Raw genomic sequence first — 26,229 nt, forward strand, 5'->3', positions numbered from 1 at the left:
TCGCGGCATTTGTAACTAAAAGGCAAGGAAAAGGGCTTACGCCTTGGCTTCGCCGCCCAGTGCTTCCACCACGTCGGCCATCAGCTTGGCCAGTTCGCCGGTCATCAGCATGAAATCGCCGTCGAAGCGCTCGTCGTCATTGCGCACGCCGGCGTCTTTTTCGCTCAGCACGTCGAGTGGCTTGACGCCCTTGATCGCCAGCGATTCGGTCAGCACGAAGGAAATCTTGCTGTCCCAGGTCATGGCCAGGCGGGTGCACTGCTTGCCGGCGGCGATGTGGCGGCGCACTTCTTCCGGGTCCAGCGAATGCTTGACGTAACGTACCGCCGCCTTGCTCTCGCCGGTGGCGCGCAGTTCGGTGTCCATGTCGACCGTGAAACCGGCCGGCGCTTCATCGGTTTGCAGCCATTCGGTCATCACGCCCACCGGCGAGCGCTGCACGCGCAGGCTTTCCAGCGGCATGCGGTCGACCGCTTTCAACAGCAGCTTGATGACTTCGTCGGCCTTGGCCGGGCTGGCGGCATCCACCACCAGCCAGCCGTTGACCGGGTCGATCCAGGTCCAGACGTTGCCGCGGATCGAGAACGCGCGCGGCAGCAGTTCGTCGGCCACGCGCTCCTTCAGTTCCTTCATGGCCTTCTTGCCCGGCGCAAAGCCCTGGGCTTCTTCCATTTCGGCGGCGCGCGCCTTAGCGACTTGGTTGATGACGCTGGACGGCAGCAATTTTTTTTCGGTGCCGAGCACGATCAGCATCTGCTTGTTGACCACGTGCACCAGGCCGCCGTTAGGACGGGGCTTGTCCCAGCCCTGGCGCAGCAGCTCGTTGCTGCTGGCCGGCGTGAACGCATTCGACGACAGCGCTTCTTCCAGTTGTTCGGGAGTGTAGGCCCAAGGGGCCGGCAGACGGTAAATCTGTAGATTCTTGAACCACATAAAGTTGACTGGCCTTGTTTCGGAAATTGCAAAAGGAGCGCCATTTTACACGCTGCCGCAGCCCTGGTCTCAGGCGAATAGATCGCCCTGCACCGGCTGTTGCGCGCTGGCCATGGCGCCGGGAGGTTCGAGCGTGCTGGCACGCACGCCCAGCAGGCGCAGCTTGCGCTGCAGCGGCACCCGCTTCAGGCATTCGCGCGCCGCCTGCAGGATCGCGGCCGGTTCGGCCACCGCCTGCGGCAGCGTCACGTTGCGGCTGACGATCTGGAAATCGTCGTACCGCAGCTTGATGCTGATGGTGCGGCTGACGTAATCCTTGCGCTTCAGATCGTCCGCCAGCCGCTCGCACAGCGTCGTCAGGATGCCGGACAAGGTGGCCCGGTCCTGGCGCGCATGAAGGTCGCGCTCGAAGGTGGTTTCGCGCGACATCGACTTGCTCTCGCGGCTGGTGGAAATTTCGCGCTCGTCAATCCCCTGCGCCACCCGCGCCAGCCACGCCGCGTAATGCGCGCCGAAATAATCCTGCAACAAGCCCTGGTCGGCCTGCGCCAGCTGGCCCACCGTCTCGATGCCCAGCGAGGCCAGCTTTTCGGTGGCCTTGGGGCCGATGCCGTTGACCTTGCGCACGCCCAGCGGCCAGATGCGGGTGGGAATATCGTCAAAGCCCAGCAGCGTCAGGCCGTTCGGCTTGTCCAGATCCGAACAGATTTTCGACAGCAGCTTGTTGGGCGTGATGCCGACCGAACAGGTGAGACCGGTGGCGTCCTGCACCGCCTGCTTGATGCGGGCGCCGATCTCCTGCGTCTCGCCATCCACATGGGTCAGGTCGACGAAGATTTCATCGATGCCGCGGTCTTCGATATCCGGCGCGATGCTGGCCACCGCCTGCTTGAACAGGCGCGAATAATGGCGGTAAGAGTCAAAGTTGGCCGGCAGCAGGATGGCGTCCGGCGCCAGCTTGGCCGCCTTCATCATGCCCATCGCCGAACCGACACCAAACGCGCGCGCCTCGTAGGTGGCGGTGGTGATGACGCCGCGGCCGACGTAATCGCGCAGGCGCTTGAAGACGTACGAGCCATCGTCACGCTGCTCGGGATCGTAGCCGCGGCCGCCGATTACCACCGGCTGGCCGCGCAGCTGCGGATAGCGCAACAACTCCACTGACGCAAAGAAAGCGTCCATGTCGATATGGGCAATGCGGCGCGCGGTGTCGGCCATAATACACAAATAATACTGTAAATACGTACAGTATCCACCGAAAATCGCCGGCATGCAAGTTGCCAATGCTACACTCGTTGCATGACCAGATGCCTGTCCACTTTGTTGATAGCTTTATGGCTGTCATTCACTGCTGCGCAGGCGGTGCCGCTGGACCCTGCCTGCCCACCGGCGCGGGTTGGCGTCAGCGATCTCGGTTATTCATCCTACCTCGACGGCACGGTGATTCGCGGCAGTAATATCGACGTGCTGGCCGAAATCCAGCTGCGCAGCGGCTGCCAGCTCAACGTGCGCTGGTATCCGCGCAGCCGCCAGCAAGCGCTGTTCTTAAGCAATGAACTGGAAATGACCGGCGCCTCGCTACGCACGGCCGAGCGTGACCGCTACGGCACCTGGCTGCCTTACACCTGGACCCGCTTCGAACTGGTTCTGCTGGGAACGGACGCCGGCAAGTTCCGCAGCCTGGCCGACTTCGTCGAGCACAGTACCGCGCGCCTGAACATCACGCGCGGCATCTTCTACACCGCCGACGCGCAGCGTCAGCTGGACCGGCTGCAGCAGCAAGGCCGGCTCGAATATGTCAGCGATTTCGGCGTGGTGTTCCGCAAGATCAAGGCCGGCCGCGCCGAAGGCACGCTGGCCCCGGCCACCATCCACCTGCTGAACCAGCGCCTGTTCGGCCTGACCGCCAAGATGAGCGCGACCCCGGTCAGCGAATCGCCGCGCATGATGGTCGGCCTGTACGTATCGAAGAAAGTACCGCAGCCCATCTTGCAACGCTATGCCGACGCACTGCGTTCGATTGTGGTCGACGGCACCATGCAGACATTCTACGAACGCTACCTCGGCGCCGACATTTCGCACCGGTTATTCGCCGACGGCACCCGCGAGCTGCTCAACGCGCTGCCGCCGCCACGCTAAAACAATTTTCTAAATTATTTACAAAACCCCTTGCGGAACCGAATCGGCGTCCTATAGAATACGGCCTCGTTCAGCAGTTGTCGCAGTTAAATGAAACAAGGCTGATAAGTTTTCTGGGTGCTTAGCTCAGTTGGTAGAGCGGCGCCCTTACAAGGCGTAGGTCGGGAGTTCGAGCCTCTCAGCACCCACCAGCTAAACTTATAAACAACGAATTGGAGCGGTAGTTCAGTTGGTTAGAATACCGGCCTGTCACGCCGGGGGTCGCGGGTTCGAGTCCCGTCCGCTCCGCCAATATTCAGAAGAAGGGCCCGATGTTCGCATCGGGCCTTTTTTTCATTTGCATTTCAGAATTAGCATGTAAGCTGATCGGCAATGAAAAATGCTTATCTCCATTTCCGTCTACGCCTGGCACGGCACGCGCTGCTGCATTTCGCCGCCAGCCTGAAAAGCTCCCTCGAATATATTTTGCTCGGCTTTGGCCCGGTGCTGATTGGCCTGATCGCCGTCATCGCCCTGCCCGGCCTGTTTGCCGCCGGCCAGCCGTGGCCGCAAGCGCTCAGCCTGTTCGCCGGCCAGACGCTGCTGGGTGCCTTGCCGGTCTGGCTGTTGCGCAAGCGCCTGCATCCGGCGGCGGTGATGCTATGGAGCCGGCCGCTGCCGATTTCGCCGCGCAGCAAATGGCAGGCCGACGCCGCCGTCGCCGGTCTGATCGTCGGTCCGCTGAGCCTGGTCTACGCCCTTTCCACCGCGATCTGGTTTTTCCAGTGGCCGGACTGGCTGCGCCCGATCGCAGCGCAAGCACTGCTGCTCACTGTTGTCTCGCTGCTGCTGGTCTGGCTGTTGTCAGCACTCATACTGCGTCATCGCAACCGCATGCCTGCCGCGCGCAAGCCAGGCCGCTCCCGGCCCGCACCGACTCAATACATCGCGCAACGCGGTGGCATGGCGCGCTACTGGTATCAGCTGTTCTGGCTGCCGTTCTGGCGCGCGGAAAATGTCATCGGCATACAGCAAACCTTGTTGCTGGCCGGCGCGCTGCTCAGTATCGGCGTGTGGATGGCGCATCCGCCCGTGGTGCCGCCCGCGCTGTGGGGATCATGCGCCGCGTTGATGACCATGCTGCTGACCGACCGCGGCGACAAGGCCGTGACCGAACAAATCGCGCTGCTGCGTCCGGTCGCCGCCGGCTGGCCGCTGCGTACCGAATCGTTATATCGCCTCGCCATGCTGGCGACGCTGCTGCCTGGAATGGCCGTGCTCGGCTGGTTCGGCGTGCTGACGCTGGGCCGCAACGCCGGCGGCTACAGCCACACCGTCGCCACCGTCTGGCTGTGCGTTGCCGCCGTCGCGCAACTGGCGGTGGTCGCGCTGCGCAAGCTCAGCGTGCGCGGCCGCGTCGGCCTGGTGATCAGCGCCATTCTCATCTTGACCGCAATCGGAAGTGAATTATGGAATTAAGAATCGAACAGCTCAGCTTTGAATACGCCAGCCACCCGCTGTTCAGCCAGTTCAATCTCCAACTCGGCAACGGCATCACGTGGCTGCGCGGTGAAAATGGCGCCGGCAAGACCACGCTGATGAAACTGGCCGGTGGTGCGCTGACGCCGCACGGCGGCCACATCTGGCTGGACGATCTCGAATTGCAGGCGCAGCCGCTGGCGTATCGCCTGCAATGCTATTACTGCGGCGGCGACACGCCGCAACTGCCGTGGCTGACCGTGCGCGAGGTACTGGACATGCACGTCTCGCTGTATGCCGGCGCCGATGCCGAGTTGCTCAACGCCGAGCTGGCCGCCTTCCACCTGCTGCCGACGCTGGACCAGCCGGTCACCACGCTGTCGCTGGGCCAGCACAAGAAGATGCAGCTGTCGCTGGCCTTGTCGCTGCCGGTGCGGTTGCTGCTGATTGACGAACCCTTCAATGGTCTCGATGTGGATGCGGTCGCCTACCTGCGCCAGCAACTGGCCGCGCCGGAACGGCTGGCGCGCCAGTGCATCCTGCTGACCAGCCATCTGGAACCGCAACTGCCGCTGGTGCAGACCGTGCAGCTCTAAGCGTCGCCTGACAGCGCCCCGGCGGCGGCAAACATGTGATTAATTAGCAACAACTGCCTTTGGGTGGCGGCAGCTGCCGTAAAACCGGCGACAATGGATGCTGCCCCGTTATTTCCGCAGGAGTTTCGCCTCATGTTTGGCCTGTTCAAGTCCCCCGCCCTGTCACCCCGTTTGCTGCGCCTGAAAGACTCGGCGCTGTTCGATTCGCTGACGCCGCTCGAACTGAAGATCATCGACGGCCTGATGCATGAGCGCCGCTACCTGGCCGACGAAATCATTTTCGACGAAGGCGAGGAAGGCCAGGCGCTGTACCTGGTGACGTCGGGCCGCGTGATCATCAGCCGCCAGCTGGGAGCGGGACGGGAAGTGGTGGCGGAACTGTCGTCCGGTTCCTTCTTCGGCGACCTGGCGCTGCTGGACAACGCGCCGCGCAATGCCCAGACGCGCGCGCTGGAGAACTGCGAACTGGCGGTATTCTTCCGCGCCGACTTCATGGGCCTGATGGAAACCGATCCCGTGATCGGCTACAAGATCTCGCTGGCCCTGGCGCGCCACGTCGGCCGCCGCCTGCGCGACTGGATGACCGGCAAGCCGCAGCTGGAGGCCCTATGAATCTGCTGCCGAGGCAACAGCGCGGCGGCCCGGTGGTATGGAGCGGCATCATCGCCGCCACCTGCGGCCTGCTGTTCCTGTTGCAGCAGATGCTGTTCCTGGCCGTGCCTTTCCTGCTCGGCATCGTGCTGTACTACATTCTGCAACCGCCGACGCAGCGTCTGATCCGCGCCGGCTTCAGCCAGAACGCCGCCACCTTCCTGGTCGGCACGGCGTCCCTGCTGCTGGTGGCGCTGGCGGTGCTGGCGGCGGTGTACTGGAAGTCCGCGCCAACCACCTCGTGGCAGCAAATGATGGGCACCTACCTGGCCGGCGGGCTGGAGTTTGTGCGCCACACGATGGTGGCGATGGAGCAGCAGTTCCCCTTGCTCAAACAGGTATCGCTGGCCGACACCGTCAACCAGCGCATGAGCGAATTCACGGGCGACTTTATCCAGTCGCACCTGACCGACATTCTGGTCACGCTGGTGGAGTGGCTGCCGTCGCTGCTGCTGGCGCCGTTTTTGACCTTCTTCTTTTTGCGCGACGGCCTGCGCTTTAAAAAGTTTTTGGCGCGGGCGGTGCCGAACGCCTTCTTTGAACGCACGCTGTGCCTGCTGCACGAGGTCGACCAGACCGCGCACCGCTACTTCAAGGGCCTGATCCGGCTGACCATCCTCGATACGGCGGTGCTGGCCCTGGGCTTGTGGGCGATCGGCGTGTCGTCGCCGCTGGTGCTGGGGCTGATTGCGGCGCTGCTGGCGTGGGTGCCATACGTCGGCTCGATCGTCGGCTGCATGCTGGTGGTGATGGTGGCGTCGACCGATGCGCCGGCGCAGCCGTCGGTGGCGTACCTGGCCATCGGCGTCTTCATCCTGGTGCGCCTGCTGGACGATTTCGTCTTCATGCCGCTGACGCTGGGCCGCAGCCTGCACATCCATCCGCTAATTACCGTGCTGATGATTTTCATCGGCGGCTCGGTGGCCGGCGTGGCCGGGCTGATGCTGGTGCTGCCCTTGCTGGGCGTGGTGATGGTGATCGGCGAAACGCTGGGTCGCCTGATTACCGACCCGCGCCTGCGCGCCCGCCATCGCAACGCCATCGCCCTGCGCACCAGGCAGGCCAGCCATGACCTGACGGTATAAAAAAAACGGGAGCCGAAGCTCCCGTTCTGGTTTGATGCAGCCGTCAATTACGCGGTCATCGCGTGCTTGTCGGCCGACTCTTCGACGACTTCCTCGTCGTCCGAGCGGATCAGGTGATCGAAGGCCGACAGTGCCGCTTTCGCGCCTTCGCCGGTGGCGATGATGATCTGCTTGTACGGCACGGTGGTGACGTCGCCGGCGGCAAACACACCCGGCAGCGAGGTCTGGCCACGCGCATCGACTTCGATCTCGCCATGACGCGACAGGGCTACCGTGCCTTTCAGCCACTCGGTATTCGGCACCAGGCCGATCTGCACGAATACGCCTTCCAGCTCGACCTTGTGCGACACGCTGGTGTTGCGGTCGGTGTAGCTCAGGCCGTTGACGATCTTGCCGTCGCCGTGGATCTCGGTGGTTTGCGCCGAGGTGATCACGGTGACATTCGGCAGGCTGCGCAGCTTGCGTTGCAGCACCGCGTCGGCGCGCAGTTCGGCGCCGAACTCGATCAGCGTCACGTGCTTGACCAGGCCGGCCAAGTCGATCGCCGCTTCCACGCCGGAGTTACCGCCGCCGATCACCGACACGCGCTTGCCCTTGAACAGCGGACCGTCGCAGTGCGGGCAGTAGGCCACACCGTGGTTGCGGTATTCCTTCTCGCCCGGCACGTTGATCTCACGCCAGCGGGCGCCGGTCGACAAGATCACCGACTTGGCTTTCAGCACGGCGCCGGAGGCGGTGTGTATTTCGGTCAGTTTGCCGACCTGCACCAGCTTGTTGGCGCGCTGGGTATTCATGATGTCGACTTCATATTCGCGGACGTGCTGCTCCAGCGCCACGGCAAATTTCGGGCCGTCGGTTTCCTTGACCGAGATAAAGTTCTCGATCGCCAGCGTGTCCAGCACCTGGCCGCCGAAACGCTCGGCCAGTACACCGGTACGGATGCCTTTGCGGGCGGCGTACACGGCCGCTGCGGCGCCGGCAGGGCCACCGCCGACGATCAGCACGTCGAACACGTCTTTCTTGCTCAGTTCAGCTGCCTGGCGGACGCCGGCATTGGTGTCCAGCTTGGCGAGGATTTCCTCGACCGAAGTACGGCCCTGGCCGAAATGCTGGCCGTTCAGGAACATCATCGGCACGGCCAGGATCTGGCGCTCTTCCACTTCCTTGGCGAACAGGCCGCCGTCGATGGTGGTGACTTTGATGCGCGGGTTAATCACCGACATGGCGTTCAGCGCCTGCACCACGTCCGGGCAGTTATGGCAGGTCAGCGACATGAAGGTTTCGAATTCGTAATCGCCATCCAGGTTGCGGATCTGCTCGATCACGGCTTCGTCAAATTTGATGGTGTGGCCGCCGACTTGCAGCAGCGCCAGCACCAGCGAGGTGAATTCGTGGCCCATCGGAATCGCGGCGAAACGCACGGCGATATCGGTACCGGCACGGTTGATGCTGAACGACGGTGCGCGCACGCCCGCCTCGGTGCGCTCGACCAGCGTGATTTTGTCGCTCAACTCGGAAATTTCGAGGAGCAGTTCTTTCATCTCGCGGGCTTTGGCGCTGTCATCGAGAGAGGCGACCAGCTCCAGTGGATAAACCACTTTTTCCAGGTAGGCTTTTAACTGGGTTTTGAGGGTAGCGTCCAACATGATTTTCTTCCTTTACAAATATTTAGGCGTATGCCGGGCCGGACGCCCGGTCCGGCATCGCGGTAACTACTTGTGTGCTGCTTTGTTGCTCAAGACTTAGATCTTGCCAACCAGGTCCAGCGATGGGGTCAGGGTCGCTGCGCCTTCGGTCCATTTAGCTGGGCAAACCTGGCCTGGGTGCTCGGCAACGTATTTAGCTGCTTTCACTTTGCGCAGCAGTTCCGAAGCGTCGCGGCCGATGCCGTTGTCGTGCACTTCCATCACTTTGATGAAGCCTTCTGGATTGATGACGAAGGTGCCGCGCAGTGCCAGGCCTTCTTCTTCGATCATTACTTCAAAGTTACGCGACAGTTTGCCGGTTGGGTCGCCGATCAGTGGGTAGTTCACTTTCTTGATCGCGTCCGAGGTGTCGTGCCATGCTTTGTGGGCGAAGTGGGTGTCGGTCGACACGCCATAAACGTCTACGCCCAGTTTGGCGAATTCAGGTTGGAAATCGGCCAGATCTTCCAGTTCGGTTGGGCACACGAAGGTGAAGTCGGCTGGGTAGAACATCAGAACGGACCACTTGCCTTTCAGCGACTCTTCGGTCAGGTCGATGAATTTGCCGTCGACATAAGCGGTGGCATTGAATGGCTTGACTTGGGTATTGATCAGGGACATTGTGGTTTCCTCGTTGGGTTGTGAATCATTGAGACGCCAGTGTAAGGCTTTTCACGCCATTTGCAAAATTGATTGTTCCAATAGTTTCAATTGGCTTTGACTATCGACGCTGCAAGCGGCATAGCATTATCGCGCAGGAAGGCGTCGAATTGGTCGGCCGGCATCGGCTTGGCAAACAGGTATCCCTGGCCGTAATCGCAGCCGGCGGCGGCCAGCAGGTCGCGCTGTTCGGGCGTTTCCACGCCCTCGGCGATGACTTTAAGGCCCAGCTTGTGGGCCATGACGATGATCGCCTCCGACAGGGCCATGTCGCTGGAGTCGGGCGCCAGGTTGCGGGTGAAGGAGCGGTCGATTTTCAGGTAGTCGATGTCGAACTTTTTCAGGTAGGACAGCGACGAGTAGCCGGTGCCGAAGTCGTCCAGCGCCACCTGGATGCCGGCGTCGCGCAATTGCAGCAGGCGGTTGCTGACGGCGCTGCTGGCGTCCAGCAGCAGCCCTTCGGTGATCTCCACCACCAGCGACTGGCCGGGCAGCGCCAGCGATTGCAAATGCGCCAGCCAGCCCTGGTAGGAACTGCCCTCGCGCTGGAATTCCAGCGGCGACTGGTTGAGGCTGACCTGGAACTCGCCATACACCTGCTGCCGCCAGCGCTGCACCCAGCGCGCCGATTCGTGGAACACCCACTCGCCGATGTCGACGATCAGCCCGCTCGCTTCGGCCAGCGGGATGAATTCCAGCGGACTGACCAGCCCGCGCTGCGGGTGGTTCCAGCGTATCAGCGCCTCGGCCTTGTGGATGGCGCCGCTTTCCAGGTGCACGATCGGCTGGAAATACAGCGCGAACTGCTGGCCCTTGAGCGCGCCGCGCAGGTCGTTGGTCAGGCGCATGCGGTTCAGCGCCGCCACCTGCAAGGTCGGCGTGAAGTAACTGTAGCGGTTGCGGCCGGCGCCCTTGGCCGCGTACATGGCCTGGTCGGCGTGCTTGAGCAGGTCGTCGATATCCAGCGCGTCGTCCGGATACAGCGTGATGCCGATGCTGGCCGAGACAAACGCCTGCTCCTGGCCCAGGTCGAACGGCTTCAGCAAGCTGTTGAGAATGGCCTGGGCGATGCGTTCGACGTGGTCCGGCGCTTCCAGCTCGGTGAGGATGACGGTGAATTCGTCACCGCCCAGGCGCGCCACCGTGTCCGACTTGCGCACGCAGGCGCTGATGCGGCGCGCGGCGTCGATCAGCAGCACGTCGCCCTGCTGGTGGCCGAGCGTGTCGTTGACTTCCTTGAAGTGGTCGAGGTCGATGAACAGCACGGCGATGCGCGACTGGTCGCGCTGGCTCTTGAGCATGTCGTGCGCCAGCCGGTCGAGGAACATGCGGCGGTTGGGCAGCTGGGTCAGGGTGTCGAAATTGGCCTGCTGCCAGATCAGCGTCTCGCTCTGCTTCTTGGCGGTGACGTCCTCGATCATGCACAGGTGGTGCGGATGGGTGCCGGCTTCGGGCTCGATGGCGTTGACCGAGACATCGATCCAGGTCACCGTGCCGTCCGGCCGGAACAGCCGGCTGAGCGCCTTGAAGCTGCTGATCTGCTGCGTGGTCAGCAGCGCCATCTGGGCCTTGATCTGCACCACATCGTCCGGATGGCCCACTTCCAGCCAGCGCAGCGCCCGCAGTTCGTGCTGCGAACGGCCCAGTATCTCCTGATAACGTGCATTGATATCGCGGTATTCGTAGGTGATCGAATCGATCAGCGCGATGCCCAGCGGCGACGCCTCGAACATGGTGCGGAAGCGCTGCTCGCCATGGCGGATGGTTTCCAGCGCGCGCTTGCGCTCGCGCGCCAGCAAACTGAAGTGGATGGCCGCGCCCAGCACCAGTAGCAGCACCACGGCCACCAGCAGCCGGTACAGCCACGCCAGGCTGGTGCGGCTGGTGTCGACGCGGTACATAAAGCCGTCGAAGCGGGCTTGGCGCTGCATCATACCCAGTCCGGCGTAGACCTCGGCGATATGCTGCCAGCGGTCCGGATTCATGTAGCCGATCTCCACCAGCACCGGCTGCACCAGCGGCACCATCTGGCGCGCTTCGTACAGCAGGTGCTGGCGGTCGCTGCGGCGGGAATACTTGCTGAGTATCATATCCGCCGCCTCTTCCTGGTGGCTCATGGCCCACTGCCAGCCACGCATGCTGGCGGCGCGGAAGGCGCTCACGCGCACCGGATGGTTGGCCAGTTCCTGCTCGCTGGTGAACAGGTTGTCGCCGTAGAAGTCGATGCCGACCGAGCGCGGGCTGTAAATATCATATGGAAAGCCGAGGCGGTCGAACGTGTCCGGCTCGTTGGTAGTATAGATCGCCATGGCGTCGACCTTGCCATTGATCAGGTCGTCCGGATTGAAACTGTGCTCGACGCGCTGGAAGCTGGTGGCCGGCACGCCCTCCTTGGTCAGATAGGCCAGCAGTTCGTCGGCGTTGCCAAGGTCGTCGGTGAGAGAACCGATCATGGCGCGCTTGCCGATCAGGCGGCGGATATCGGGCTCGGCGCCGCTCTGGCGCATCGCCAGCGCATACGGCGAATGCTGGAAGATCACGCCCAGCACCACCACCGGCTTGCCGGCCATGCGCGCCAGCAGCAGGCTGCTGCTGCCGGTGCCGTATTCGGCCTTGCCGGCGATCACATCGCGCTCGGGCGCGTTGCCGTCCGTTCCTTCGAGAATCCGCACATCCAGCCCGGCTTCGCGGTAATAGCCCAGCTCCTGCGCGGCGTAATAGCCGGCAAACTGAAACTGGTGGACGTGCTTGAGTTGCAGGGTGACTTTTTCCAGCGCCAAGGCCGGAACCGCAGCCAGCAGCAAGGCGGCAGCGGCGCACAGCGCGGCAAGGGCAGAAAAGCGCACAGTCACAGTGTTCCCGGGACGATAGGCAGTGGCTCTAGTGTAGCCGCTTCCCCTGGTCCAACGCTGCTTTATGCCAAGCTAACGGCACAAAAAGCAACGGACGGCCAGGCTGATGCCTGCCGTCCGTCGCGTGGCGCAAAACTGCTTAGTTCGGGTTGGCGATGCTGACTGGCACCGTCGACGTCACCGTCTTGCCGTTGCCCAGCTGGCCACTGGCGTTACGGCCCCAGGTCCACAGCGAGTTGTCCGCTTTCAGGCCGGCGCTATGGGCGCCGCCGGCGCTGATGCTGATCCAGGTGCGGTCGGCGCCGACAGCGGTAGGAATGCTCTGATCCAGGCCGCTGCCATCGCCCAGCTGGCCGTCGCTGTTGGCGCCCCAGGCCCACAGCGTGCCGTTGCTGCGCACCGCCAGGCTGTGCGCGCCGCCGGCCGAGATCAGGGTCCAGTCGGTGTCGGTGGTGATCTGGGCCGGCGCGTTGACGGTGCCGCCAATGCTATTATTGCCCAGTTGACCCGAGCTGTTGGAACCCCAGGCCCACAGCTTGCCGGTAGTATCGATCGCCAGCGAATGGCTGCCGCCGGCCGAGACGGCAACATAACTCAGACTGCCGATTTTGGCTGGTGTCGATACCGGCGTGGTGCTGGTGGCCGCGTTGCCCAGCTGGCCGTTAGTGTTATCGCCCCAGCTGTACAGCGAGCCGTCCTTCAGAATCGCCAGCGTGTGGGTACCGCCGGCGCTGGCCGAGATGTAGGTATTGGTGTTGGTTTTGTCCGTGCCGCCAACTTTGACCGGCGCCATGCGGATCGCTACCGAGGTGTCGCCCAGCTGGCCTTCCGCATTGCGGCCCCAGGCCCACAGCGTGCCGTCCGTCTTCAGCGCCACCACGTGGTATTTGCCGGCCCAGACGCCGACCCAGTTGGTGTCCTTGCCGATCAGGGTCGGCACCGAACGGTTGACCTGGTCGCCCAGGCCCAGCTGGCCGTTGCTGTTCAGGCCCCATGCCCACAGCGTGCCGCCGGCGGCGGTGCCGCTGCCGGCGCGCAGGCCGACGGCGAACTGTTCGCCGACAGCGATCTTGGTCCAGGCGGTGGCGGCGGCGCCATTGCTGACCACCACCGGTGCGGTGCGGTCACTGGTGCTGCTGTCGCCCAGTTGGCCCCAGATATTCTGGCCCCAGGCGTACAGCTTGCCATCGGCGCGGCGGGCGATGGTCTGGAAACCGCCGGCCGAGACTTCTTTCCACGGCGCCGTCACGGTGACGACGACCGAACCGGTCACGCCGTCCTGAGTGGCGTTGATGGTTTCGGTGCCGACCGTCACGCCGGTGACGCGGCCGGTGGCGGTGGCCACCGACGCGACGCTGGCGTTGCCGCTCTTGGTGGCCCAGGCCAGCCCGCCGGCCACGGTCAGCGCCTTGGTGGTGCCGTCCGAATAGGTGCCGGTAGCGGTTGCATCCTGGAAGGTAGTGACCGGGATGGTGGTCGAATTCATGGTAACGGCGATGCTTTTCAGCGTCACGGTGGCGGGCGTGCTGCTGCCGCCGCCACCGCCGCCACCGCACGCGGCCAGCACGGCAAACAGCGGCACCAGCAGAAGGGAGGAGAATTTAAAGTTTTTCATGGTCTTCCAGTTCACAGAGAAGGTCTGCGGTGCCGATAGTGTAGCCCGTCAATATGACGACGATCGCACGAGCAGAACTGAATTATCCACGTTATTAAGCCGATACGGTCATTCAACAACATTTCTTTTGAGAATTTGTGCAAAAAAAAGCACCCCGCGGGGTGCTTTTGCTGACTTCCGTATGCTTACTCGCGTCGATTTATTTGCGGCCGCGCGGCGGTGGCGCGCCACGTCCGCCCTTGGCCGGCGCCGCTGCCGGCGGCGCCTTCTTGATCTTGATGGTGTCCAGGATCGACGGCTTGGCCTTGCTCTCGACCGTCGCGCGCGCCGTCAGCGAACCGGTGAGCGCGTTCGGCTTGCCGCGGCTGCCAACCGGCGCACCCCGCTCGCGACGGCCTTCGCCCGGCGCCAGCATCGGCATCGCGCGCTTGCCTTGCGACGCCTTGAAGTTCTCTTCGCCCGCCGTGTACGGCGGAATCAGATGACGTTCGCCGGTGCCGATCAGATCGCCACGGCCCATGTTGCGCAGGGCGTCGCGCAGGATCGGCCAGTTCTTCGGATCGTAATAGCGCAGGAACGCCTTGTGCGCCTGACGCTGCTTGAGGCTGCGCGGGGTGAACACTTCTTCCGATTCCTCGGTGACCTTGTGCAGCGGGTTGCGGCGCGAGTGGTACATGGCGCTGGCCATGGCCATCGGCGTCGGCATGAAGGTCTGCACCTGGTCCAGGCGGAAGTTGTTCTTCTTCAGCCACAGCGCCAGATTCAGCATGTCCTCGTCGGTGGCGCCCGGGTGGGCGGCGATGAAGTACGGAATCAGGTACTGCTTCTTGCCGGCTTCCAGCGAATACTTCTCGAACAGCGCCTTGAACTCGTCGTAGGCGCCGATGCCCGGCTTCATCATCTTGCTCAGCACATTGCTTTCGGTGTGCTCGGGCGCGATCTTCAGCAGGCCGCCGACGTGGTGGGTCACCAGTTCCTTGACGTACTCGGGCGAACGCACCGCCAGGTCGTAACGCAGGCCGGACTGGATCAGAATCTTCTTGATGCCCGGAATGGCGCGCGCGCGACGGTACAGCTTGATCAGCGGATTGTGGTTGGTGCCCAGGTTGACGCAGATCGACGGGTAGACGCACGACAGGCGGCGGCAGGTGGTCTCGATTTCCTTGTCCTTGCAGGCCAGGCGATACATATTCGCGGTCGGGCCGCCCAGGTCGGAAATAATGCCGGTGAAGCCCTTGGTCTTGTCGCGGATGTGCTCGATTTCGCGCAGGATCGACGGCTCGGAACGGCTCTGGATGATGCGGCCTTCGTGCTCGGTGATCGAGCAGAAGGTGCAGCCGCCGAAGCAGCCGCGCATGATGTTGACCGAGAAACGGATCATTTCCCACGCCGGGATGTTGGCGCCGCCGTAGCTCGGGTGCGGGCCGCGGGCGTAGTTCATGTCGTAGACATTGTCCATCTCGTCCATCTGCAGCGGCAGCGGAGGCGGGTTCATCCACACGTCGCGGTCGCCGTGGCCCTGCACCAGCGCGCGCGCATTGCCCGGATTCGACTCCAGGTGGAACACGCGCGAGGCGTGCGCATACATCACCGGATCGCTGGCGACGGTTTCGAACGACGGCAGGCGCACCACGGTCTTGTGGTGCTTTTCCAGCTCCATGGCGCGGCGTTCTTCGCGGCTCATGATGCGGATCGGCTTGTATTCGGACGGCGCCGGTGGCGGTGGCGCTGGTTCGGCAGTGGCCTTGGTCGGCTCGACCATGGCCGGATTGGTTTCCTCGCCCGGCTTGGCGTTCGGATCGTTGCTGGTGGCGCAGGTCGGCGAGTTCGGCTCGACCATCAGGTACGGATCGACATGCTTGTCGACCTTGCCCGGCGTATCGACGCGGGTGCTGTTGTGCACGCCCCACTCTTCGTTCGGCATCCAACCGGCCGGCACCAGGAACGAGGTGCCGCGCAGATCGCGGATACTCTTGATCGGCTCGCCATCGGCCATGCGCTTGGTCAGGTCGACCAGCGCGCGTTCGGCGTTACCGAAGATCAGCATGTCGGCCTTGGACTCGAACAGCACCGAACGGCGCACCTTGTCCGACCAGTAATCGTAGTGGGCGATACGGCGCAGCGAGGCTTCGATCGAGCCGATCACCACCGGAATGCCAGGGAACGCTTCGCGGCAACGCTGGGCGTAGACCGTGACGGCGCGGTCCGGACGCTTGTTCGGCTCGCCGTTCGGGGTGTAGGCATCGTCCGAACGCGGCTTGCGGTCGGCGGTATAGCGGTTGACCATCGAGTCCATATTGCCAGCGGTGACGCCGTAATACAGACGCGGCTTGCCCAGCGCGCGGAAGGCGTCGACCGACAGCCAGTCCGGCTGGGCGATGATGCCAACCCGGTAGCCGTTGGCTTCCAGCAGACGACCGACGAGGGCCATGCCGAAACTCGGATGGTCGATATAGGCATCGCCGGTCACCAGGATGACGTCGCACTGATCCCAGCCGAGCACGTCCATTTCTTCACGGGACATCGGCAGGAAAGGCGCTACAGCAGCGCGGGCAGACCGCTTCGGGACGGCCGCAAATAAATTGGTAGGGGGATTCATATGGGGCCGTATTGTACCGGAGTTAGCCCCGTTCCGCTCACGCGGTCGTGAATTTCCTTTTACTTTTCAAACACTTGTGCGAAAACGATATCAAATACCCATGTTTGACAGGATCGTGCCCAGCTCGCGCAGGCCCGATTCCAGCGTCGGATGCTTGGCGGCGAACTTGGCCGACAGCTCCTGCGAACGCTCGGCCAGGCCGTACGTGGTGGACTCGCCGGGGGCCGGCTCGGTGCCGCGCTCCAGCAGCGTCTGGATATCGCCGTTGAGCTGTCGCAGCAGCTCCTGCAATTCCTCATCGACCGGACCGGCATTGGCCAGATTGGCATGCAGGCTCTTGAGCGAGGTTTTCAGATTGCTGTCCATAATCGTTCCCTGTTTAGAATGTGGTGGCCAGATACAAGTCTTCGACCTGCGTCCTGGCCCACGGCGTCTTGCGCAAAAACTTCAGGCTGGATTTGATGCTGGGATCGCTGATGAAACAGTTGATCTCGATCCGCTGCGCCAGTTGTTCCCAGCCGTAGTGTTCCTGCAGACGAGTCACTATCGCTTCCAGCGTTACGCCGTGTAGTTGGTTGTTCATATCGTACTCAAAAATCGAAGGCTGGGATGATTGTACACAAAGTGGCCAACATTCCAGTGTGATGCTTAACCCAAGCTTGTGTGCCAGATCAGTATAGGTTGCGCCGCGCCGCTCTAGAGTGACTTCTTTTTCCTTGGAGAAGCTCATGATGCGCGCCGTCATCTGCAAGGGCGACCCGACCTCCCACGGCGGCAAAGTCCTCGAAGGCAACGAGCTGGTCACCACCAACGGCCGCGCGGTGGCGCTGCTGGGGCACAAAACCTTCTGCCCGCAATGCAAGGGCACCTTTCCCATCATCGAAGGGCTGGACTTCCACACCTACGCCGGCATCGGCACGGCGGTGGACGGCATGCAGACAGCCTGCGGCGCCAAACTGATCGCCACGCAGCAGCAGATGGTGATTGACGATGGCGGCGGCGGCGGCGTGGCGGTGCCGGCCAGCAGCGCCGCCCCCGTCACCCAAGATCGCGCGCAATACAGCGGCGCCTTCCGCGCCGTCGACGAGACCACCGGCCAGCCAGTCGCCGGCCTGCCCTACCGTATCGAACTCCCCGACGGCCGCACCGTTCGCGGCGTGACTGACGAGACTGGTCACACCCAGCACGTCAGCAGCAACAGCCCCGACACCGTCAAGCTCTACTGGGAGACGGAGGCCAGCGATGAGTGATGCCGACGCTACCCTCGACGCTAACGCCACTGTCAAGGCAGTCCCCGTCAGCGCCAAGCGGGAGGTCTGCTACGAATTCGATACAAAGGCCACCGATGCCGGCCTGGCCATTCCCTATCTTGTTTCCATCAACGGCAAAATACAAAGCAAGCTAGGCAAGCTCGATGGCACCAGGAAGATCAAGCGCATGGTCGATATCGGGAGCAAGGTCGCCCTTTATCTCAACAGCGACGTCCATCCTGATCATCGCAGCACACCGGTCTATGCGGTGGAAGTAGGCAACAACAACGTGCTGATTAAGATCACCGAAAAAACAGGCCATCACGCCGATCTTCGACCAGTCATCGGCCAACCTTTAACGTCCGGTTCACAAGGTTGGGACTGTTATCAAGCCCCGTTGACCGGCAACATCTGGATGGCCATCTCCCATCGCTATTCAGAAAACGAAGCCCAAAAATGTCTGGCGGCCGACACGCCAATTGAAGTCAGACAGGCCATAAGCAATATTTATCGAGGCCTCAGATCAGCCAGACTCGAGATAGCATTTCCCGATGCACACAAGCTGAACATTGCGTTTGAAGAAGGCGGTAATGCTCAGGACAACATTGCGGGCATTTCCACAACCACAGATGTCCTGACTCGCACGCATCCAATTGCCTTCGAATCCTTGCTCACCGAGGCCTATAAGCTGGGAATCACCGACATGCTAGTGACTTCATGCTGGCGCCCCTGCTATGGCTCCATTGCTCATCGCGCGGGCCTTGGGTTAGACGTCTGCTACATCGCCACACCAACTGAAAAAGTCAAAATCAATCGTATAGGTTTGCTGCTTAAAGGCCATTCCAGCAATCCATACGTCTCGGATAAAGAAAAGACGCTTCGCGCAGAATGGCAGGAATTGAAAGCTCGGGCAACACGTGAAAAGGACGTAAAGGCTATCGATGCCGCAGAAGAAAAAAGAAGCGAACGAGTGTCAGAAATGAAGAAAAGTGAGCCAAAGATAATGCGGGACCTTCGTGCGGGCCTGGCAAGTCACCGCGCGGTGAGTCAGTTACTGGATCCTTGGTACATGAATTTCAATACTCATGGAACCGGTGAGGCGAACATAAATGAACAGACAAGCAAGGTGGAAAAAGGCCATGCCCACCATCTGCATATTACGATTCGGGAGCACGGGATAATATGAATCATCTGAACAAAATCATCGTTTTAACTACCGCATGCACAATCTATCAAGCCTCCGCTACCGCGCAAAACAATGAAGACCATTCCCGGGTCTGGCTGAACACGCCATGGGAAGTGCGTTATCTTCTGTATGTCACTGTAGAAGAACGGCAGAAGGAATGGCAGCTGTTGGCGAAAGAGAAAAATGCCAATGACGGCAAAAAGGGAAAACACCACGTTTATCTTGATGCGATGGCGCTGTTTAAAAAATCCGCTGTCTTTGCGACACCAAATGCTTCAAATATCGCCACCACACTAATCACCTTTGACCATCAAGGCAGAGTCACCAGCGACGCTGCATTACTTGGCCTCACCGGAAAACGAACTGCGCTGGATTATCTTGTCCTGATGCGTGATAGCGCGCCAACAGAAAAACCGTACAGTCTTCTTCACTGGTCTCAGGGTGTGCCCGGCAACATGACGTTCGGCCCTGGGCCATGCACGATGCTGGACATCCTACGTTATGAAGATGACTGGAGAAGCGGCCGTTATCCAGGCGACTTCGGCTGCCGTGAATGGACAGCGCAGCTTTTCAATGATGAACGCCCCTATCTCGACGTTACCACCTACACCAAACGCGGCAATTTCATTGGCGAATTCGTCGGCTGGTCACGTTTTGAAGATGCCCCCAAACCGATCATCGGCATGAATGGCAAGACCTGGTTCTGTCTGCACGAATGCCCAACGGGAGAACAGCCCGGTTCTATCAACGACATCCAGGCATGGGCCCGCAAACACAACTATCCCGTGCCTGTTCCACCACCGTATCAACCTGAATATCCAGACAAAAACTACCGGGACGATATCAACGAGCTTAACCACGATTGAACACACATGATAAAGGAGGACGCCGTGCATATAATCAAGACCTTGCTAGTCGGCTTGTTGATGTGTTTGATGACAGCGTTACAAGCAGAGGACCTCACTGAGAAGAAACAACACGACTGGCTCGAACGCGACTGGGAGGTTCGCTATTTGCTATTTGTCGGGCCCGAAAAGGATCGTGCACAAGACTATCGGGAAGCGCAGCAAATGAATGCGAGATTTGCCAGGAAGGGCTCTACTTATCCCCGCCTGCATGGCGGCGTACTGATGCCGAACGCGACGACTTTTCCGACGCCCAAACGTCCGGCCATTGCAACGATACTCATTTCTTTCGATGCTGAAGGCAATGTAACCGGGGGCGACAACGATCTACGCGGATTTACCGGGAGGCTGTCATTCAATGATCTTATTATGCTCGTCCCGCCCGATTACCCGGCGACCAAGCCCTATGCGCTTCCGTATCTGAGGTGGTCACAAGGAATTCCGGGAAACTTCACCTTTGGCCCCAGCCCATGTACTTTCCTGGATCAGAAGCGATACGAGGAAGGGTGGAAAAGCGGCAGCCATCTTGGTGACGTCGGTTGCAGGGAATGGACAGCGCAGCTGTTCGATAACGAGCGGCCTTATATTGATGTGACCACGTACACAAAGCGCGGCAACTTCATCGGCCAGCTTATCGGGTGGGCTCGACTAAAGGACGCACCTAAGCCCGTGATCGGGATGAATGGCAATACCTGGCTGTGCCTGCTCGAATGCCCTGCCAATGAGCAGCCGGGGGTCATCCCGGATATTGAGGCTTGGACAAGCAGACATGGTTATCCCATGCCTGAACGCCCTCGCCATCAGCCTGAATACCCTGATAAAAACTACTACCGGGATATCGTATGCGAGTAGGCTGGCCATGGCCAGCGCTACTCGTCTAGAAGATTACTTCTCGGTCAAACCACGGCGCTCCAGCAGCGGTTCGATCTTGGCATCGCGGCCGCGGAAGTTGCGGTACATCTGCATCGCGTCCATGGTGCCGCCTCTGGACAGCAGCATCTTGCGGAAGTAGTCGCCGTTCTTGCGCTGCATGCCGCCGTTTTCGGTGAACCAGTCGACGGTGTCGGCGTCCAGCTTCTCCGACCACAGGTAGCCGTAGTAACCGGCCGAGTAGCCGCCTGCGAACACGTGCGAGAAGTAGGTGGTGCGGTAGCGCGGCGGTACCGGCGCGTAGTCGACGCCGGCATCCTTCAGCGATTTCACCTCAAACGTCAGCACATCCGACGGAATCTGGGACACGCCCAGCTGGTGCCATTTCTGGTCCAGGATCGATGCCGCCAGGTACTCGGTGGTGCGGAAGCCTTCGTTGAATTTCTTCGATGCGATGACTTTGTCCAGCAGTTCCTGCGGCATCGGCGCGCCGGTCTGGTAATGCTTGGCGTAGTTGGCCAGCACCGCCGGATCGACCGACCACATTTCATTGACCTGCGACGGGAACTCGACGAAGTCGCGCGGCACGCGGGTGCCGGAGAAGCGCGGGTACTTCACGTTCGAGAACATGCCGTGCAACGCATGGCCGAATTCGTGGAAGGCGGTGCGCAACTCGTCGTAGGTGAGCAGCGTCGGCTCGCCCGGATTCGGCTTTGGAATGTTGAGGTGATTCGCCACCACCGGGTGGGTGCCCATCAGCGACGACTGCGACACGTAGGCGTTCATCCAGGCGCCACCGCGCTTGTTGGAACGCGCGTAGTAGTCGCCGATGAAGATCGCCAGCTGCTTGCCGTCGGCGTCGAACACGTCCCACACGCGCACGTCCGGATCGTACACCGGCAGGTCCTTGCGCTCCTTGAAGGTCAGGCCGTACACCTTGTTGGCCGCGTAAAACACGCCGTTGGTGATGACGTTATTCAGTTCAAAATAAGGACGCAGCTGGTTCTGGTCGAAGTTGAAGCGCTCGGCGCGCACCTTGTCGCTGTAGAACGACCAGTCCTGCGCAGCCAGCTGGAAGCCGCCATTTTCCTTGTCGATCACTTGCTGGATCTCGGCGCCTTCTTTCTTAGCGTTGGCGACAGCAGGGCGGGCGAACTCCGACAGCATCTTGTTGACGGCTTCCGGATCATGCGCGGTCTGGTCTTCCAGCGAGTACGCGGCGAAGCTTGGATAGCCCAGCAACGCGGCCTTCTCGGCGCGCAGCTTGGCCAGCGACAGCACTACTTGCGTGTTATCGAACTTGCCGCCATGGCTGCCGCGCGCCAGCGACAGCGCCATCAGCTTCTCGCGCACCGCGCGGTTGGTCAGCACCGCCAGGCTGGCCTGGCCTGTGGTATTCACCACCGGGATCAGGAACTTGCCGTCCTGGCCCTTGGCCTTGGCGGCGGCAGCGGCGGCGTCGATCGCCTTGTCCGACATGCCGGCCAGTTCTTCACGCGTATCGACCACCAGCGCCGAGGCGTTGGCTTCTTCCAGCACGTTCTGCGCGAAGGTGGTTTGCAGCTTGGCCAGTTCGGCGTTCATCGATTTCAGCTTGGCCTTGTCGGCATCCGACAGCTGGGCGCCGGCGCGCACAAAATCGGTGTGGTAGCGTTCCAGCAGATACTTCGACTCCGCATCCAGGTGCAGCTTGTCGCGCTTGTCGAACAGCGCCTTGACACGGGCGTACAGCTTGCTGTTGAGGCGAATTGCATCGCTGTGGGCGGCCAGTTTCGGCGACAGTTCGCGCTCCAGTGCCTTGAAGGTGTCGTTGGTGTTGGCGCCGGACAGGTTGCCGAACACGCTCGATACGCGCGACAGCAGCTGGCCGGATTTTTCCATCGCCACGATGGTATTGTCGAAGGTCGGCGCGGCCTTGTTGTTGGCGATCGCTTCGATCTCGATGGCGTTCTGGCGCATGCCTTCTTCAAACGCCGGAGCGTAGTCTTCGTTCTTGATCTTGTCGAAGGCTGGATAGCCGAACGGCAGGGTGCTCGGCTTGGCGAACGGATTCGATGCCGGCAGCAGCGACGCGGGTTCCGCATGCGCGACGCTGAATACTGCCGCGATGCTGGCGGCGATAATGACGTTGGTACGATTCATTGAAATCTCTCTAAAATTATTTACCGTTCAGGCCACGACGTTCCAGCAGCGGCTCGATCACTGGATCGCGGCCGCGGAAGTTGCGGAACAAATTCATCGCATCGTCGGTGCCGCCGCGCGACAACAGCTTGGCGCGGAACCAGTCGCCGTTCTTGCGTTGCAGGCCGCCGTTTTCCTTGAACCATTCGACGGTGTCGGCATCCAGCTTTTCGGACCACAGGTAGGCATAGTAGCCAGCCGAGTAGCCGCCAGAGAAACTGTGCGAGAAGTAGGTGGTACGGTAGCGTGGCGGCACCGGCGCGAAGTCGACGCCCATGTCTTTCAGCGACTGCGCTTCAAACGCCAGCACGTCGGTCGGGATCTGCGCAGGGGTCAGCTGGTGCCAGCGCTGGTCCAGCAACGATGCCGACAGATATTCCGTGGTCAGGAAGCCCTGGTTGAATTTTTTCGACGCCAGCACCTTGTCCAGCAGCTCTTTCGGCATCGGCTCACCGGTCTTGTAATGCTTGGCGTAGTTGGACAGCACCTCTGGCCACACGGCCCACATCTCGTTCACTTGCGACGGATACTCGACGAAGTCGCGCGGCACGCTGGTGCCGGAGAAGCGCGGGTACTTCACGTTGGAGAACATGCCGTGCAGCGCGTGGCCGAATTCGTGGAAGGCGGTCTTCACTTCATCATAGGTCAGCAGCGTCGGCTCGCCGGCCGGTGGCTTCGGAATGTTGAGGTGATTAGCCACTACCGAGTGGGTGCCCAGCAGCGACGATTGCGAGATGTACTCGTTCATCCATGCGCCGCCTTGCTTGTTGGAGCGGGCGTACATATCGGCGATGAAGATGGCCAACTGCTTGCCATCGGCGTCGAACACATCGAACACGCGCACGTCCGGGTTGTACACCGGCAGATCCTTGCGCTCCTTGAACGACAGGCCATACAGCTTGTTCGCGGCGTAGAACACGCCGTTGGTCAGCACATTGTTCAATTCAAAGTAAGGCTTCAACTGATTCTCGTCGAAGGCGAAACGCTGCGCGCGCACCTTGTCGGTGTAGAAGGCCCAGTCGGAAGCGTCGATCTTGAAGCCGCCCTTGTCGGCATCGACCACGGCTTGCAGGTCGGCCGCTTCTTTCCTGGCGTTGTTGACGGCCGGCTTGGCCAGCTCGCTCAGCAGCTTGTTGACCGACGCGGTGTCGTGCGCGGTCTGGTCTTCCAGCGAGTAGGCGGCGAAGTTTTCGTAGCCCAGCAGCGTGGCTTTTTCAGCGCGCGCCTTGGCGATTTTCAGCACCACGTCGCGGTTGTCGAATTCACCGCCATGGCTGCCGCGCGCCAGCGACAGCGCCATCAGCTTTTCGCGCACTGCGCGGTTGGTTAGTTCCGCCAGCGGCGGCTGGCCAGAAGTGTTGACCACGGCGACCAGGAATTTGCCGTCCTGGCCTTTGGCCTTGGCGGCTGCGGCAGCGGCGTCGATGGCGGCTGGGCTCATGCCGGCCAATTCTTCGCGCGTGTCGACCAGCAGGCCGGAGGCGTTGGTTTCCTTCAGTACGTTCTGAGTGAAGGTGGTTTGCAGCTTGGCGATGGTGCCGTTGATGGCCTTCAGCTTTTCCTTGTCGGCGGCCGACAGGTTTGCGCCGGCGCGCACGAAGTCAGTGTGGTAGCGCTCCAGCAGGTGCTCGGATTCCGCGTCCAGTTTCAGCGTCGCGCGCTTGTCGTACAGCGCTTTGACGCGGGCATACAGCTTGGCGTTGAGGTAGATGGCGTCGGCATGGGCGGCCAGTTTCGGCGACATTTCGCTGTCGATGGCATCCAGCTTGTCGTTGGTATTGGCGCCTTGCAGATTGCCGAAGATGGTTTGCACGCGGGTCAGCAGCGCGCCGGATTTTTCCATGGCCACGATGGTGTTGTCGAAGCTCGGCGCGGCCTTGTTGTTGGCGATGGCGTCGACTTCCTTCAGTTGCTGGCGCATGCCTTCGTTGAAGGCCGGGATGAAGTGCTCGTCCTTGATCTTGTCAAACTGCGGGTAGTGGAATGGCAAGGTGCTGGCGGTGGCCAGCGGATTGCCAGCCAAGGCGGCCGGAGCTGCCAGCACAGTCTGGGAAAAAGCCAGGCCAAGAGCGGCCGCGACGACAAGCATTTGAGGACGGGACATATTCTTCTTTCAAAAAACGCCAGAGAAAATGCTGACACGGTAACAATGCAGCACGTTAAGCGCCAAATCATAGCAGCGCGACACAGCCGCCGTCACGGCAAAAGATGCTGCACTGCACTTGATTGGCCGAAGGCGCGGTTCGCCGAAGAATGATCAGCCTGTCAGGAAATTTCCGTTGAAAATGACGAAAAGGCGGCGGCCGGCAGTCCGCCGCAGCAGATCGCCAAGGCGACATGTCCGTCATCCGCCCGGTGCCGTCAAACCGGGTTATTTGAAGTGCGCTTCGATGCGGCGGTCCGGCAGGAACCAGACCCCGGCGACCAGCACGTACACCGCGAAGCCGGCCAGCGGATACAAGAACGATGCGCCGATGCCGACCAGATAGAGCAGCATGGAGATCTTGCCTTTCCAATCGCTGCCAATGGCCGCCTTCAGCACTTCGTTATGGGTCTCCAGGCAGCGCGCCAGCATCAGGTACGCGGTGCTGGACATGAACAGCACAAAGCCATAGCAGGCCAGCGGCACCGACGTAAAGTGATGCTCGCCGATCCAGCTGGTCACAAACGGCACCAGCGACAGCCAGAACAGCAGGTGCAGGTTGGCCCACAGCACGCCGCCGGTGGTGCGGGTCACCGCGTGGATCATGTGGTGATGGTTGTTCCAGTAGATGCCGACGTACACAAAGCTCAGTACATAGCTGAGAAATACCGGCCACAGCGGCTCAAGCGCCGCCCAGTCGGATCCATGCGGCACCTTCAGCTCCAGCACCATAATCGTAATGATGATGGCGATCACGCCATCGCTGAATGCTTCCAACCTGCCTTTACCCACCACATCTCCCAAAAGTAAGAACCTGCCACGTCACGGACGCGATCGCCACGCATTGTGGTCCAAATCGCTGCCCGCGACAACCGCGTCGGCTTATTCGCGAATTTCCGGCTCGGTCAGTTGCGCCAGCAGCTGCAGGGATTCCTGCCAGCCGAGGTAGCAGGCCTCGACCGGGATCACCGCTGGAATGCCTTCCTGCACCACCTTCATGTCGACGCCGCAAAATACCGCGCGCAGCGTGACGGTGGTTTGCATCTGGCCCGGCAGGTTGGGATCGTCGAACACCGCTGTGTAGCGCAGCTTTTCGCCCGGCACCAGCTCCAGATATTCGCCGCCGAACGAATGGCTGCCGCCAGTGGTGAAATTGGTGAACGACATGCGATACGCACCGCCGACCTTGGCGTCCAGCTGATGCACCTTGCCGATGAAGCCATGGGGCGGCAGCCACTTGGCCAGCGCATCCGGATCGAGAAAGGCGCGGTAGACGCGCTCGGCGCTGGCTTTGAGCACACGGTGCAGTTGTACGGTATTGGTGGTCATGGTCATTTCCCTCAAAAAGTGTGTCTGCCTGCACGACGAACCACGGTACAGGAAATCGACATCCACTGGCAAGATAGACAGATTATCTTTTT

22 protein-coding genes and 2 tRNA genes are annotated in these 26,229 nt (G+C 61.3%); 11 read left to right on the top strand and 13 right to left on the bottom strand.

Annotated elements, in window-relative coordinates:
• Positions 1-36 precede the first annotated feature (36 nt).
• Together HH213_RS10075 and dinB are read right to left on the bottom strand one after the other, a co-directional pair.
• A complete protein-coding gene (locus HH213_RS10075) occupies positions 37-933 on the bottom strand; it encodes a recombination-associated protein RdgC (protein ID WP_110845842.1) in 897 nt (298 codons plus the stop codon).
• Positions 934-1,002: 69 nt separating this feature from the next.
• Positions 1,003-2,151, bottom strand: coding sequence for a DNA polymerase IV (gene dinB, locus HH213_RS10080; RefSeq protein ID WP_169112169.1), 1,149 nt, complete (start codon positions 2,149-2,151; stop codon positions 1,003-1,005).
• 102 nt (positions 2,152-2,253) lie between these two features.
• Between dinB and HH213_RS10085 the strand changes: the two genes are divergently transcribed.
• From HH213_RS10085 to HH213_RS10115, 7 genes are all read left to right on the top strand, one after another.
• Positions 2,254-3,072: a substrate-binding periplasmic protein gene (locus tag HH213_RS10085; RefSeq protein ID WP_229263379.1), complete on the top strand. Its 819-nt coding sequence runs from the start codon at positions 2,254-2,256 to the stop codon at positions 3,070-3,072.
• Positions 3,073-3,187: 115 nt separating this feature from the next.
• Positions 3,188-3,263, top strand: a tRNA-Val gene (locus HH213_RS10090).
• Positions 3,264-3,286: 23 nt separating this feature from the next.
• Positions 3,287-3,363 (top strand) — tRNA-Asp (locus tag HH213_RS10095).
• An 81-nt stretch (positions 3,364-3,444) separates the two neighbouring features.
• Positions 3,445-4,530: a hypothetical protein gene (locus tag HH213_RS10100; RefSeq protein WP_169112171.1), complete on the top strand. Its 1,086-nt coding sequence runs from the start codon at positions 3,445-3,447 to the stop codon at positions 4,528-4,530.
• Positions 4,521-5,126, top strand: coding sequence for an ABC transporter ATP-binding protein (locus HH213_RS10105; RefSeq protein ID WP_110845846.1), 606 nt, complete (start codon positions 4,521-4,523; stop codon positions 5,124-5,126). Before HH213_RS10100 ends, HH213_RS10105 begins: the two co-directional genes overlap by 10 nt.
• A 132-nt stretch (positions 5,127-5,258) precedes the next feature.
• The gene (locus tag HH213_RS10110; RefSeq protein WP_169112172.1) at positions 5,259-5,738 is read left to right on the top strand and encodes a cyclic nucleotide-binding domain-containing protein; all 480 of its coding nucleotides are present in this window, start codon (positions 5,259-5,261) and stop codon (positions 5,736-5,738) included.
• Complete coding sequence (locus HH213_RS10115; protein WP_169112173.1) at positions 5,735-6,862, top strand: AI-2E family transporter; 1,128 nt, start codon at positions 5,735-5,737, stop codon at positions 6,860-6,862. The genes HH213_RS10110 and HH213_RS10115 overlap by 4 nt, the downstream gene beginning before the upstream one ends.
• Positions 6,863-6,909: 47 nt before the next feature.
• Here HH213_RS10115 and ahpF read toward each other — a convergent pair whose 3' ends face one another.
• The 7 genes from ahpF to HH213_RS10150 all read right to left on the bottom strand — a co-directional run bounded on the left by ahpF (position 6,910) and on the right by HH213_RS10150 (position 16,856).
• Positions 6,910-8,508 (bottom strand): alkyl hydroperoxide reductase subunit F, encoded by a 1,599-nt coding sequence (ahpF, locus tag HH213_RS10120; protein ID WP_110845849.1) that lies wholly within the window; start codon positions 8,506-8,508, stop codon positions 6,910-6,912.
• A gap of 96 nt (positions 8,509-8,604) precedes the next feature.
• Positions 8,605-9,168: an alkyl hydroperoxide reductase subunit C gene (ahpC, locus tag HH213_RS10125; RefSeq protein WP_110845850.1), complete on the bottom strand. Its 564-nt coding sequence runs from the start codon at positions 9,166-9,168 to the stop codon at positions 8,605-8,607.
• 86 nt (positions 9,169-9,254) lie between these two features.
• Complete coding sequence (locus HH213_RS10130) at positions 9,255-12,053, bottom strand: EAL domain-containing protein (protein WP_229263380.1); 2,799 nt, start codon at positions 12,051-12,053, stop codon at positions 9,255-9,257.
• A 145-nt stretch (positions 12,054-12,198) separates the two neighbouring features.
• A complete protein-coding gene (locus tag HH213_RS10135) occupies positions 12,199-13,674 on the bottom strand; it encodes a hypothetical protein (protein ID WP_169112175.1) in 1,476 nt (491 codons plus the stop codon).
• A 199-nt stretch (positions 13,675-13,873) separates the two neighbouring features.
• Positions 13,874-16,273, bottom strand: a complete 2,400-nt coding sequence (locus HH213_RS10140) for a YgiQ family radical SAM protein (RefSeq protein WP_169112176.1) — start codon at positions 16,271-16,273, stop codon at positions 13,874-13,876.
• Between the two features lie 90 nt (positions 16,274-16,363).
• Positions 16,364-16,639: a DUF4404 family protein gene (locus tag HH213_RS10145; RefSeq protein ID WP_169112177.1), complete on the bottom strand. Its 276-nt coding sequence runs from the start codon at positions 16,637-16,639 to the stop codon at positions 16,364-16,366.
• 13 nt (positions 16,640-16,652) lie between these two features.
• Positions 16,653-16,856, bottom strand: a complete 204-nt coding sequence (locus tag HH213_RS10150; RefSeq protein ID WP_161043027.1) for a VF530 family protein — start codon at positions 16,854-16,856, stop codon at positions 16,653-16,655.
• Positions 16,857-17,001: 145 nt separating this feature from the next.
• On the opposite strand from HH213_RS10150, the gene HH213_RS10155 reads away from it, so the two are divergent.
• From HH213_RS10155 to HH213_RS10170, 4 genes are read left to right on the top strand one after another with little or no spacing between them, the layout of a single operon-like run.
• Complete coding sequence (locus HH213_RS10155) at positions 17,002-17,523, top strand: PAAR domain-containing protein (RefSeq protein WP_169112178.1); 522 nt, start codon at positions 17,002-17,004, stop codon at positions 17,521-17,523.
• Positions 17,516-18,709, top strand: a complete 1,194-nt coding sequence (locus tag HH213_RS10160) for a hypothetical protein (protein ID WP_169112179.1) — start codon at positions 17,516-17,518, stop codon at positions 18,707-18,709. The genes HH213_RS10155 and HH213_RS10160 overlap by 8 nt, the downstream gene beginning before the upstream one ends.
• Positions 18,706-19,575: a hypothetical protein gene (locus HH213_RS10165; RefSeq protein WP_169112180.1), complete on the top strand. Its 870-nt coding sequence runs from the start codon at positions 18,706-18,708 to the stop codon at positions 19,573-19,575. Before HH213_RS10160 ends, HH213_RS10165 begins: the two co-directional genes overlap by 4 nt.
• A 24-nt stretch (positions 19,576-19,599) precedes the next feature.
• Entirely contained in the window at positions 19,600-20,466 is an 867-nt protein-coding gene (locus HH213_RS10170; RefSeq protein WP_169112181.1) for a hypothetical protein, read from the top strand.
• Between the two features lie 33 nt (positions 20,467-20,499).
• On the opposite strand, the gene HH213_RS10175 is transcribed toward HH213_RS10170, so the two are convergent.
• The 4 genes from HH213_RS10175 to HH213_RS10190 all read right to left on the bottom strand — a co-directional run bounded on the left by HH213_RS10175 (position 20,500) and on the right by HH213_RS10190 (position 26,137).
• On the bottom strand, positions 20,500-22,626 hold the full coding sequence (locus HH213_RS10175) for a M3 family metallopeptidase (protein WP_110845860.1): 2,127 nt from the start codon (positions 22,624-22,626) through the stop codon (positions 20,500-20,502).
• Positions 22,627-22,642: 16 nt separating this feature from the next.
• Positions 22,643-24,769, bottom strand: a complete 2,127-nt coding sequence (locus tag HH213_RS10180) for a M3 family metallopeptidase (RefSeq protein WP_229263381.1) — start codon at positions 24,767-24,769, stop codon at positions 22,643-22,645.
• Positions 24,770-25,036: 267 nt separating this feature from the next.
• Positions 25,037-25,600 carry a TMEM175 family protein gene (locus HH213_RS10185; RefSeq protein ID WP_110846651.1) on the bottom strand — a complete coding sequence of 188 codons (564 nt, stop codon included), beginning with the start codon at positions 25,598-25,600 and terminating at the stop codon, positions 25,037-25,039.
• A 90-nt stretch (positions 25,601-25,690) separates the two neighbouring features.
• Positions 25,691-26,137, bottom strand: coding sequence for an SRPBCC family protein (locus tag HH213_RS10190; protein WP_169112182.1), 447 nt, complete (start codon positions 26,135-26,137; stop codon positions 25,691-25,693).
• Between the last annotated feature and the right edge of the window lie 92 nt (positions 26,138-26,229).

This window comes from Duganella dendranthematis, from assembly GCF_012849375.1.
Taxonomy (GTDB): Bacteria; Pseudomonadota; Gammaproteobacteria; order Burkholderiales; family Burkholderiaceae_D; genus Rugamonas; species Rugamonas dendranthematis.

Coding starts and splice junctions, on each gene's coding strand:
- HH213_RS10150 (WP_161043027.1), bottom strand. CDS start 16,856: ATGAACAACCAACTACACGGCGTAACGCTGGAAGCGATAGTGACTCGT.
- HH213_RS10140 (WP_169112176.1), bottom strand. CDS start 16,273: ATGAATCCCCCTACCAATTTATTTGCGGCCGTCCCGAAGCGGTCTGCC.
- ahpC (WP_110845850.1), bottom strand. CDS start 9,168: ATGTCCCTGATCAATACCCAAGTCAAGCCATTCAATGCCACCGCTTAT.
- HH213_RS10075 (WP_110845842.1), bottom strand. CDS start 933: ATGTGGTTCAAGAATCTACAGATTTACCGTCTGCCGGCCCCTTGGGCC.
- HH213_RS10110 (WP_169112172.1), top strand. CDS start 5,259: ATGTTTGGCCTGTTCAAGTCCCCCGCCCTGTCACCCCGTTTGCTGCGC.
- HH213_RS10100 (WP_169112171.1), top strand. CDS start 3,445: ATGAAAAATGCTTATCTCCATTTCCGTCTACGCCTGGCACGGCACGCG.
- HH213_RS10105 (WP_110845846.1), top strand. CDS start 4,521: ATGGAATTAAGAATCGAACAGCTCAGCTTTGAATACGCCAGCCACCCG.
- HH213_RS10155 (WP_169112178.1), top strand. CDS start 17,002: ATGATGCGCGCCGTCATCTGCAAGGGCGACCCGACCTCCCACGGCGGC.
- HH213_RS10190 (WP_169112182.1), bottom strand. CDS start 26,137: ATGACCACCAATACCGTACAACTGCACCGTGTGCTCAAAGCCAGCGCC.
- HH213_RS10115 (WP_169112173.1), top strand. CDS start 5,735: ATGAATCTGCTGCCGAGGCAACAGCGCGGCGGCCCGGTGGTATGGAGC.
- HH213_RS10135 (WP_169112175.1), bottom strand. CDS start 13,674: ATGAAAAACTTTAAATTCTCCTCCCTTCTGCTGGTGCCGCTGTTTGCC.
- HH213_RS10175 (WP_110845860.1), bottom strand. CDS start 22,626: ATGAATCGTACCAACGTCATTATCGCCGCCAGCATCGCGGCAGTATTC.
- HH213_RS10145 (WP_169112177.1), bottom strand. CDS start 16,639: ATGGACAGCAATCTGAAAACCTCGCTCAAGAGCCTGCATGCCAATCTG.
- dinB (WP_169112169.1), bottom strand. CDS start 2,151: ATGGCCGACACCGCGCGCCGCATTGCCCATATCGACATGGACGCTTTC.
- HH213_RS10180 (WP_229263381.1), bottom strand. CDS start 24,769: ATGTCCCGTCCTCAAATGCTTGTCGTCGCGGCCGCTCTTGGCCTGGCT.
- ahpF (WP_110845849.1), bottom strand. CDS start 8,508: ATGTTGGACGCTACCCTCAAAACCCAGTTAAAAGCCTACCTGGAAAAA.
- HH213_RS10160 (WP_169112179.1), top strand. CDS start 17,516: ATGAGTGATGCCGACGCTACCCTCGACGCTAACGCCACTGTCAAGGCA.
- HH213_RS10165 (WP_169112180.1), top strand. CDS start 18,706: ATGAATCATCTGAACAAAATCATCGTTTTAACTACCGCATGCACAATC.